The following is a 10,111-nucleotide window of genomic DNA, read 5'->3' on the forward strand; positions in this document are numbered from 1 at the left end:
CACAACCCGGCCACATGCCTCGCATCGTCACCTACAACGTCCATCGCTGTGTCGGGAACGACCGCCGGCTCGACGTGGCGCGGATCGCCGACGTGCTGGCCACTCTGCAGCCGGACATCGTCGCCCTGCAGGAACTCGACGTCCGCCGGGCGCGCACCAACCACGTCGACCAGGCGCACGAGATCGCCGCGCGGCTGCAGATGGCGGTGCACTTCCACCCGGCGTTCCGGGTCGAGGAGGAGCTCTACGGCGACGCCATCCTGACCCGCTATCCGGAAACCCTGATCCAGGTCGGCCCCCTGCCCGGCCACCCGCGCATCGCCCAGCTAGAGCCGCGCGGCGCCCTGTGGGTCGAGGCCGACATCGATGGCGCGCGGGTCCAGATCATCAACACCCACCTGGGCCTGGTGCCCAAGGAACAGCAGGTCCAGGCGCATCACCTCGCCGGCCCATCCTGGCTCGAACACCCGCGCTGCCACGGTCCCCGCATCCTCCTGGGCGACTTCAACGCCACGGCCACCTCGGTGGTCTACCGCACCCTCAGCGCCCGGCTGGAGCCAGCCCGGCGCCTGGCGCCGCGCAAGAGCCCGACCGCCACCTTCCCCTCGCCGCTGCCGGTGCTGCGCATCGACCACATCTTCGTTAGCCGCGAGATCGTGGTCGAGGACGTCTTCGCCCCGTTCGAGCCGGCCTGGCGTGTGGCGTCCGACCACCTGCCGCTGGTGATGGACTTCAGGGTCGAACCGGGCCGGAGCTGATCTGATCGCCGTCGGGCGTGTGGTCGGCGATCTGCCGGGCCTGCTGGAACAGCCGCTCGCGCCGCCGGGCCAGCCGCCAGGAGTCCGCCGTGTCCGACGGATCGCCGATATGGTAGGCGGCGATGAACTCGCCGAAGCCGGTCAGCATCGGCGGCTCGATCGGGACCAGCCGGCCGTCGCGGTTCAGGGCGTCGATCGCCTGCCCCAGGCCGCCGTACTCGTTGCGGGCCTTGGTCACAGCATCGCCCGTCACGCCCATGAAATGGCCGATCAGCCGGTCGCGGAACGCACCAAGCGTCAGCCGGTCCGCCTCCTCGTCACAGGTCACCGCCAGCTCGCACTCGGTGTCGAACCCGCCGGAGCGGTTGTTGAGGTTGGCTGAGCCGACCCGCGCCAGGCGGTCGTCGATGACGCACACCTTCGAGTGGACGATGATCACCTCGCCGGCCCGCGTCGTCGGATAATAGGCCCGGAAGCGGCCGAACACGTCGGCGGCCCGCAGCCGCCAGATCATCGTGCCGCGCGCCCGGTCCATGGTCAGCTGGTCGAACCAGCTCGGCGCCTTGCCGGTCGAGATCAGCACGATCTCCGGCCCGTCCGGCTCGGCAAGCCGACTGGCCAGCGCCTCGCAGATCAGCGGCGAGGTGAAATACTGGTTCTCCAGATAGATGACGTCGCGGGCCTCGGCGATGGCGGCCAGGTTCAGCCGCCGGATCTCCTCGACCAACGGCCGCCCCTTCCAGGCCGGCTCCGTCCGGGCGATCGACACCTGCGCGCGGGTCAGGGCCGGCGGCACGTGGTCGGGCCACGGATCGCCGCCGGCGTCGGGCGGCGGGTCCAGCGTCTGGCCCTCGGTCGCCCGCCGCCAGCGCTCGCGGAAGAGGTCGCCCAGCGCCTGGGCGGCCTCGCCGTCGACCATCGCCATCACCTCGTGGCGCGGCGCGTGGCATTCTTGGCGCGGCATGATGCGCCGCGGGTCGTCGTCGCTGTGATGCGGGCTGTCCCAGCGGTCGACCGCGATGTCGCCGCCGCCGCAGAACGCCAGCCGATCGTCGATCACCAGCACCTTCTGGTGATGGCAGGCCCCGAACGGCACCTGGTCGTCCAGCCGGAACTTCACCGGCGTGTCCTCGAACCACTTGCGGGCCTTGTGCGGGAAGAACTCCTGGCTGGCGCTGATCGGCAGGGCCGACTTCCAGATCAGCAGGCGCACGTCGAGCTCCGGCCGCGCGCAGGCCAGCTCCACCAGGATGCGGCCGACCTCGTCCGGATCGTCGGGCCCGTCGTAGCCGTCGGGGAACAGCCGGGTGCGCGGATCGAAGCCCCAGCCGAGCAGCAGCACGGAGCGTCGCGCCTTCTGCAGCGCGTCGAAGACGGCGGCGAAATAGGCCTGGTTGTCGATCAGGAACGCCAGCCGGTCCGCGCGCGCGGTCCGCCAGCAGGTCTCCCCGTCCCTCAAGGCCTTCATGACGCCCCTTGCGCCGCCGCCGCGAACTTGCGGCCCCCTGCCATAGCTCCGCTCGACACCGTGGGTTCCGTCGCCGCGCCGCGCAAGAAAAAGGCGCGCCGGCGGCAGGGAGCCGGCGCGCCAGTCAGGCAGGTTGGAGTCCTGGAGCCAGGAACCCCGCAGAAGACCCGCTTACGCGGGGTTCAGGAAGGCGGCGCAGGGGCCGGCCAGTTCGGCGCCCAGCCGCGTGCGGTTCTCATCGCCGCGGCCGGCCTCGCGGCGGGCGCGGGTCATCTCGTTCTCCGCGCGCTGGCGGATGTAGACTTCGCGGCTGCGGCCCTGCTCTTTCAGCAGGTTGTCGAGGGCGGCGGTGTCCGTCTGCCCGACGCCCGAGGCGATCCCTTTGCAGCGGGCGGCCTTCACATAGGCCATGTCGGTCATCCGCTCGGCCGCGTCGGCGGCGCCGGCCAGGCTCATGACGGCGGCGATCGCGATGATGGCGGTCTTCATGTTCAAATCTCCCTCGAAGAAATCGTCTGAGGGAAAACTGCACTCGCAAAGGCGCCGGTTCAAATGAACTAGAAGAAAGGTTGGCGATTACAGATTAAATCTGCGCAATGTTCGTGAAGTCATAAACAGATTGTAATGTTCCGCGAACCGGCGCTATGCACCGGCCATGCCCATCCGGACGCCTTGCGTGAAGGTCTGCTTCATCGACGACGACAGCGGCCTCTGCCTTGGCTGCTTCCGCGCCGCCGACGAGATCGCCGGCTGGACCGCCTATTCCGACGCCGAGCGCGACCGCATCATGGCCGAGTTGCCGTCGCGCCGGGGCCACATCGCCCCCGAGAAGCTCGGCCCCGCCTGAGCCGCGCCGTTCATTCCTTGCAAACCCGACCGGCCTAACCTCCGCGGACGGATCGGCCTGACGGCCGCGGAACGGTGAAGCGCGCGGTGTCCAACCTCGTCAGATACGCCCTGGTGGCGGCCGTGGCTTCGGTCTCGGCGTTCGGCTCGGCCGGCCTGGTCGTCGCCGTGGCGCCGAAGCCGCCGGCCCTGCGCGCCGCCCGGGCCGAAGCGCCCATCGCCATGCCGGTCGTGCTGGAGGGCTCCTCCGGCGAGGTCGCCAAGGTGGACAAGGCGGCCGATGGCCATTTCTGGGCCGAGGCCGACGTCAGCGGCGCGCCGGTCCGATTCCTGGTCGACACCGGCGCCACCGCCGTGGCCCTGACGCCCAGCGACGCCCAGCGCCTCGGCTTCGACCCGCGGCGGCTGAAATACGATCACTCCGTCGGCACCGCCGCCGGGCAGGCCCGCGCCGCGCGCGTCACCCTCGCCTCGATCTCGGTGAACGGCGCCCGCCTCGACGACGTCGACGCCCTTGTCATCGAGAAGGGGCTCGACGCCTCGCTCCTCGGCATGACCTACCTCGGCCGGCTGTCCAGCTTCCAGGCCACTCGTCAGGCGCTCTTCCTGACCCCCTGATCGGCGCCCGACACCGCGGCCAGCGCCTTGTCGATCACCTCCAGCCCCGCGCCCGCCTTCACACCCTCGACCGTCAGGATCCGCCGCCAGGCCCGCGCCCCCGGCACGCCGCTGAACAGGCCGAGCATGTGGCGCGTCATGGCCGCCAGGTGCGTCCCCTTCGCCAGCTGCGCTGCGACGTACGGCCGGTAGAGCTCCACCGCCTCGAACGCATCCACCCGCCGGGCGTCTCCGAAGATCCGCGCGTCCACCTCTCCCAGCAGGTCGGGCGTGTGATAGGCGGCCCGGCCCAGCATCACCCCGTCCACCTCCGCCAGGTGCGCCTGCGCCTCGTCCAGGTCGGCCACGCCGCCGTTGATGACAATCGTCAGCTCCGGCCGCTCGCGCTTCAGCCGCCGGACCAAGGGATAATCGAGCGGCGGAATGTCGCGGTTCTCCTTCGGCGACAGCCCCTTCAGCCACGCCTTCCGTGCGTGCACCACGAACAGGCTCACCCCCGCTCCGGCGCATAGGTCGACCAGCCGGAACAGGGCTTCCTCCGGCTCCTGCTCATCGACGCCGATCCGGCACTTCACCGTCGCCGGGACCTTCACCGCCGCCCCGATCGCCGCCATGCACTCGGCCACCAGCTCCGGCTCCCGCATCAAGCAGGCCCCGAACCGACCCGACTGCACCCGGTCCGACGGGCAGCCGACGTTCAGGTTGATCTCGTCGTAGCCCTCGGCCTCCCCGATCCGCGCCGCCTCCGCCAGATCCTTCGGATCCGATCCGCCGAGCTGCAGCGCCACGGGATGCTCGACCTGGTCGAACCCCAGCAACCGCCCCCGGTCGCCGTGCAGCACCGCTCCGGTGGTCACCATCTCCGTATAAAGCAGCGCCCGCCGCGACAGCGTCCGGTGCAGCGCCCGGCAATGCCGGTCCGTCCAGTCCATCATTGGAGCGACGGACAGCCGGTGAGCGGGATAGGCGGTTGCGGTCATTGCGGCGACTATTTAGGCGAGACTGAGCCAAGGCGCGAGACGTCCTCCGTCTTGCACCCGCCGCAAGGGCTTGCGACCTTCTAGGCTGGCGCCGGCGTAAGGGAGGCGAAACTGGCCGACAAAGTTCATCAGACCGCGCAGGCGGCTCTCGACGGCCTGCTCACCGACGGCATGACCATCATGGCCGGCGGCTTCGGCCTCAGCGGCATTCCGGAAAACCTGATCGCCGCGATCGCCCGAACCGGGGTCACCGGCCTGACCGTCGTCTCCAACAACTGCGGCGTCGACGGCTTCGGCCTCGGCATCCTCCTGGAGCGCGGCCAGATCGCGAAGATGATCTCGTCCTACGTCGGCGAGAACAAGCTGTTCGCCGAACTCTACCTCGCCGGAAAGCTGGAGTTGGAGTTCAACCCGCAGGGCACCCTGGCCGAACGCATTCGCGCTGGCGGCGCCGGCATCCCGGCCTTCTTCACCCGCACGGGCGTCGGCACGCTTGTCGCCGAGGGCAAGGAGACCCGCGTCTTTGACGGCGAGGAGTATCTGATGGAGCGTGGCCTCACCGCCGACCTGTCCATCGTCAAGGCCTGGCGCGGCGACGCCGAGGGCAACCTCGTCTACCGGCGCACCGCCCGGAACTTCAATCCGATGATGGCCACGGCCGGCAAGGTGACGGTCGCCGAGGTCGAGGAACTGGTCGAAGTCGGGGCTCTGGACCCTGACCAGATCCACACGCCCGGCATCTACGTCGACCGCATCGTCCAGGGCGCGTCCTACGAAAAACGCATCGAGCATCTTACCGTCCGCCCCCGCGAGGAGGCCTGAACCATGGCCTGGACCCGTGACGAAATGGCCGCCCGCGCCGCCCGCGAACTGCGCGACGGCTTCTACGTGAACCTCGGGATCGGCATCCCGACGCTGGTGTCGAACCACATCCCGGACGGCGTCTCGGTGACCTTGCAGAGCGAGAACGGCATGCTGGGAATGGGCCCCTTCCCCTACGAGGGCGAGGCCGATCCGGACCTGATCAACGCCGGCAAGCAAACCATCACCGCCCTGCCCTCGTCGTCCTATTTCTCCAGCGCCGACAGCTTCGCCATGATCCGCGGCGGCCATATCGACCTGTCGATCCTCGGCGCCATGCAGGTGGCCGCCAACGGCGACCTCGCCAACTGGATGGTGCCGGGCAAGATGGTGAAGGGGATGGGCGGCGCGATGGACCTCGTCGCCGGCGTCCGCCGCGTCGTCGTCGTGATGGAGCACGTCGAGAAGTCCGGCGCGCCGAAGCTGGTCGACGCCTGCAGCCTGCCGCTGACCGGCAAAGGCGTCGTCGACCTGGTCGTCACCGACCTCGGCGTCTTCGACGTCGCTCGGGGCCGGCGGCCGCTCACCTTGATCGAGACGGCGCCCGGCGTCGGTCTCGACGAGATTCGCGCCAAGACCCAGGCGCCTTTCGAAACGCTAGCGGCATGACCCAGACGCTGATCCTCGACGACTACTGGCGCTCCAGCGCCGCCTACCGTGTGCGCATCGGGCTCAATCTGAAGGGCCTCGACTACCGATCCCGGCCGGTCGACCTGCGGGCCGGCGATCAGCACGCCGCCGATTATCGCGAGCGTAACCCGCAGGGCCTGGTGCCGACGCTGGAGGCCGACGGCGTCCGCCTCGGCCAGAGCCTCGCCATCCTAGAATGGCTCGACGAGCGGTTTCCCGCGGCGCCGCTGTTGCCGGGGGACGCCACGTCGCGGGCGCGGATCCGCGCCGTGGCACAGCTCTTCGCCTGCGACGTCCACCCGCTCAACAACCTGCGCGTCCTCAATGCTCTGCGCACCGAATTCTCCGCGAGCGAAGATCAGATCCTGGCCTGGACCCAGCGGTGGATCACGGCCGGCTTCGAGGCGGCAGAGGCGCTGCTGGCGGAGACCGCGGGCCGGTTCTCGTTCGGAGACGAGCCGACCCTGGCCGACTGCTTCCTCATTCCGCAGTCGTATTCCGCCGATCGATTCGGCGCCGATCTCAGCGGTCTTCCGGTGGTGTCTCGCGTGATCGCAAACGGGCGCGCCCATCCAGCCTTCGCAGCCGCTCATCCCGACCGCCAACCCGGTGCGCCGTCCAGCTAACGGCGCCGATCGAGCGGGCGCATGAATTGAAAGATTTGTGATCACACCGCCGTTCAGCGAAAGGCGTTGTCGAAACGCCACCGGCGGTGACGCATTTGCACCGAAACACCCGTTGTAAATTGAAGTGGAGGCGTTATGGGTGGTTTCTTAGGGGACCAACGTGTCGCCTGAATTGTCATAATAGACAGCCCGCGGGGAGGGTGGCTGCCGGTGAAGAAATTCGCAGTTTTCGGAGTCGCGTCCGCGGTCCTCCTTTCCGGCGCTTTCGGCCTTGCAGCCACGCAGGCCTCCAGCCAGGCGTCGCAGGCAGCTGAGACCGAACAGGGCATCCCGGTCACCGACCCGCTGGTGATCGAAAAGTGCGGCGCGTGTCACACCGCCGACGAAAAGGGCAACCTCTCCCGCATCTCCTGGACCCGCACCACGCCGGAAGGCTGGGCGCAGGCGATCCGGCGCATGAGCCGTCAGCACGGCCTGCAGGCGACGCCGGCGGAAATCCGCTCGGTGATCAAGTACCTCTCCAACAGTCACGGGCTGGCGCCGGAAGAGGCCAAGCCGGTGATGTACATGCCTGAGCACCGGATCGTCGATGAGACGCTGATCCCGAACAACGACGTGCGCCAGGCCTGCGCGTCCTGCCACGCCTTCGGCCTGCCGATGTCGTGGCGCCGGTCCAAGGCCGAATGGCAGGGCCTGCGCAACTTCCACGTCGCGCTCTACGCTCAGGCCGAGGCCCAATTCCGCGGCGGCGGCCTTGGCCCCGAGCCGGAAGGCAAGAAGAAGCCCGGCGACGTCGCGTTTGAATTCCTCAACCAGAACGCCACCCTCCACACCCCGCAATGGGCCGCCTGGCGCTCACGCATCCGCCAGCCCGAACTGGTCGGCCGCTGGCTGGTCTCGGCCTCCGTGCCGGGCCAGGGCAAGTACGTCGGGGAGATGGTCGTCGAGCAGGCCGGCGCGCCGGACGAGTTCAAGACCACGACGACCCTGCGCTCGCTCAAGGACGGCGCGACCCTGACCCGCACGGGTACCGGCCTCGTCTACAGCGGCTATTCCTGGCGCGGCCGCTCGGCCGGTCCGGGCCGCGCCGCGCGGCCGGACGATCTGTCGAGCGAAGCCCGTGAGGTGCTGTGGATCGCGCCGAACCAAGCTTCGGCCGAAGGCCGCTGGTTCTGGGGCGCCTACTCCGAGTTCGGCTATGACGTGAAGCTGACTCGCGCCACCTCGGCCCCCTCCGTCGTCGCGGTGACGCCGGGCGCGGTCAAGGCCGGCTCGACGGTTCAGCTGCGCATCCTCGGCGACAACTTCCCGCAACGCGTGGCGGTCTCCGACATTAGCCTCGGAGCCGGTGTCACGCCGCGCCGGATCGTCTCGCAGAGCGCCAAGGAGATCGTCGTCGAAGCCCAGGTCGCCGCCGGCGCCACCTCCGGCGACCGCGACGTCGCCGTGGCTGGCGCCGCCCTTGAAAAGGCCTTCCCGGTCTACAGCAAGGTCGACTTCGTGAAGGTGACGCCGGAGACGGCCATGGCCCGCCTCGGCAGCGACAATCACCCGCGCGGCTATCAGCAGTTCGAAGCGATCGGCTACGAGAACGGCCCGGACGGCAAGTCCGGAACCGCCGACGACCTGGCGCTGGGCCCGATCGACGTCACCTGGACCATGGACGAGTTCATGACCATCCAGAACGACGACGACACCCAGTTCGTCGGCCAACTCAGCCCGAACGCCTTCTTCACGCCGGCGCAAAACGGCCCCAATCCGCGCCGTAAATTCATGCGCAACAACTACGGCGACGTCTGGGTGACGGCGACCGCGAAGTCTGAGAAGGACGCCTTCGGCCGGCCTCTGACCGGGCGCGCCTATCTCGTGGTCACGGTCCCGCTCTACCAGCGTTGGGAGTATCCGGAGCTTTCGCGGTGAAACCCTTCCCGAGCCAGCCCTATCGGCTGGGCGAGTTCCACGCCTTCGAGGCGTCGGATCGCAAGTACCTCTACATGGTCCCGGCCGGCGCGATCTTCGAGCTGGACGCGATGGCCCAGGCGGTGCTCGCGCGGCTCGCCGAGCGCGAGACGACGCACCATGAGCTGGTCGAGGCCCTGGCCGCGGCCGGCCACGGCGCCGAGGACGCTGATGAGCTGATCACCGAGCTTTACCATGCCCAGGTGATCATCACCGAGACGTCCCGGCCCGCGCCGGTGGCCAGTCCGCCCAAGGACTTCCCGCTGCAGTCGATGGTGCTGAACATCACCAATCAGTGCAATCTGGCCTGCACCTACTGCTACGAATTCGGCGCCGATAAGATCGCCACGCCCCAGGGCAAGGCCAAGTACATGGACATCGAGACCGCCAAGGCCTCGGTGGACTTCCTGATCGCCGAGTCCGCGCATCGCCGGATGCTGCACATCACCTTCTTCGGCGGCGAAACGCTGATGAACTTCCCGCTGCTGAAGGAAGTCGTCGCCTACGCCAATGAGAAGGCCGCCGCGGCCGGCAAGTCGGTCGGCTACAGCCTGACGACCAACGCCACCCTGCTGAACAGCGACATAATCCAGTTCCTGTCGGATAACGGCATCGGCGTCACGGTCAGCATCGACGGTCCGGCCGAGATGCAGGACAAGCGCCGAGTCTACCGTTCGGGCAAGGGCAGCTACGCCGTCGTCGAGCCGCGTCTGCGCGCTCTGATCGCCGGCCACCGCACGCGTCCGATCACCGCCCGCGTCACCCTGACCGACGGCGTCACCGACGTCCTGAAGATCTATCGTCACCTGAAGGACGACCTCGGCTTCGCCGAAGTCGGCTTCGCGCCGGTGACCAACTCGGGCGAGCAGGAATACGCCATCGACGACGACGGCATGGACAGCGTCGTCTCGCAGTTCGAGACCCTGGCCCAGGAGTGGCTGGAGTACGCCCTGCGCGGCGAGATGCACGGCTTTACCAACGTCAGCGAGACGATCTCCGAGCTGATCCAGGGCGTGAACAAATCGCACCCCTGCGGCGCGGGACTTGGCCTTGTCGGCGTCAGCCCGGCCGGCGACATCTCGCCCTGCCACCGCTTCACCGATGCCGACACCCACACCCTCGGTCACATCTCGACCGGCGTGGACAAGGAAAAGCAGGCGGACTTCCTGACCCGCGGCCACATCGGCTCGAAGTACGACTGCCACACCTGCTGGGTGCGGCCGCTGTGCGCCGGCGGCTGCCACCACGAGGCCTTCGTGCGCTACGGCGACACCGGCGCCTCGAACCTGCACTACTGCGACTGGATCCGCGGCTGGACCGACACGGTCCTGCGCATCTACGGCGAAGTCGCCGCCAAGAACCCGG

Annotated in this window: 11 protein-coding genes; 8 read left to right on the top strand and 3 right to left on the bottom strand. The window is 68.7% G+C overall.

Annotated elements, in window-relative coordinates; all coding sequences use genetic code 11:
- The first annotated feature begins 14 nt into the window (after positions 1 to 14).
- A complete protein-coding gene (locus tag ACILRF_RS11270; RefSeq protein ID WP_395672922.1) occupies positions 15 to 758 on the top strand; it encodes an endonuclease/exonuclease/phosphatase family protein in 744 nt (247 codons plus the stop codon).
- Here the strand turns inward: ACILRF_RS11270 and ACILRF_RS11275 are convergent.
- Together ACILRF_RS11275 and ACILRF_RS11280 are read right to left on the bottom strand one after the other, a co-directional pair.
- On the bottom strand, positions 733 to 2,226 hold the full coding sequence (locus tag ACILRF_RS11275) for a phospholipase D-like domain-containing protein (RefSeq protein WP_395672905.1): 1,494 nt from the start codon (positions 2,224 to 2,226) through the stop codon (positions 733 to 735). The two genes, ACILRF_RS11270 and ACILRF_RS11275, sit on opposite strands and share 26 nt — an antisense overlap.
- Positions 2,227 to 2,397: 171 nt before the next feature.
- A complete protein-coding gene (locus tag ACILRF_RS11280) occupies positions 2,398 to 2,715 on the bottom strand; it encodes a hypothetical protein (protein ID WP_395672907.1) in 318 nt (105 codons plus the stop codon).
- Between the two features lie 166 nt (positions 2,716 to 2,881).
- Between ACILRF_RS11280 and ACILRF_RS11285 the strand changes: the two genes are divergently transcribed.
- Both ACILRF_RS11285 and ACILRF_RS11290 read left to right on the top strand, forming a co-directional pair.
- Positions 2,882 to 3,073, top strand: a complete 192-nt coding sequence (locus ACILRF_RS11285) for a DUF1289 domain-containing protein (RefSeq protein WP_395672909.1) — start codon at positions 2,882 to 2,884, stop codon at positions 3,071 to 3,073.
- Between the two features lie 86 nt (positions 3,074 to 3,159).
- On the top strand, positions 3,160 to 3,690 hold the full coding sequence (locus ACILRF_RS11290) for a TIGR02281 family clan AA aspartic protease (protein ID WP_395672911.1): 531 nt from the start codon (positions 3,160 to 3,162) through the stop codon (positions 3,688 to 3,690).
- Here ACILRF_RS11290 and dusA read toward each other — a convergent pair.
- A complete protein-coding gene (gene dusA / locus ACILRF_RS11295) occupies positions 3,666 to 4,670 on the bottom strand; it encodes a tRNA dihydrouridine(20/20a) synthase DusA (RefSeq protein WP_395672913.1) in 1,005 nt (334 codons plus the stop codon). The genes ACILRF_RS11290 and dusA overlap by 25 nt on opposite strands.
- Before the next feature lie 111 nt (positions 4,671 to 4,781).
- On the opposite strand from dusA, the gene ACILRF_RS11300 reads away from it, so the two are divergent.
- The 5 genes from ACILRF_RS11300 to peaB all read left to right on the top strand — a co-directional run.
- The gene (locus tag ACILRF_RS11300) at positions 4,782 to 5,492 is read left to right on the top strand and encodes a CoA transferase subunit A (RefSeq protein WP_395672924.1); all 711 of its coding nucleotides are present in this window, start codon (positions 4,782 to 4,784) and stop codon (positions 5,490 to 5,492) included.
- Positions 5,493 to 5,495: 3 nt separating this feature from the next.
- Positions 5,496 to 6,140: a 3-oxoacid CoA-transferase subunit B gene (locus tag ACILRF_RS11305; RefSeq protein ID WP_395672915.1), complete on the top strand. Its 645-nt coding sequence runs from the start codon at positions 5,496 to 5,498 to the stop codon at positions 6,138 to 6,140.
- Positions 6,137 to 6,787, top strand: coding sequence for a maleylacetoacetate isomerase (gene maiA, locus ACILRF_RS11310; protein ID WP_395672916.1), 651 nt, complete (start codon positions 6,137 to 6,139; stop codon positions 6,785 to 6,787). Before ACILRF_RS11305 ends, maiA begins: the two co-directional genes overlap by 4 nt.
- 210 nt (positions 6,788 to 6,997) lie before the next feature.
- Positions 6,998 to 8,707, top strand: coding sequence for a quinohemoprotein amine dehydrogenase subunit alpha (gene peaA, locus ACILRF_RS11315; RefSeq protein WP_395672918.1), 1,710 nt, complete (start codon positions 6,998 to 7,000; stop codon positions 8,705 to 8,707).
- Positions 8,704 to 10,111: quinohemoprotein amine dehydrogenase maturation protein (gene peaB / locus ACILRF_RS11320; protein ID WP_395672920.1), on the top strand; the 1,408-nt coding region annotated here is incomplete at its 3' end. The genes peaA and peaB, both read left to right, overlap by 4 nt.

It is taken from the genome of Phenylobacterium sp. (assembly GCF_044236515.1).
Taxonomy (GTDB): Bacteria; Pseudomonadota; Alphaproteobacteria; order Caulobacterales; family Caulobacteraceae; genus Phenylobacterium.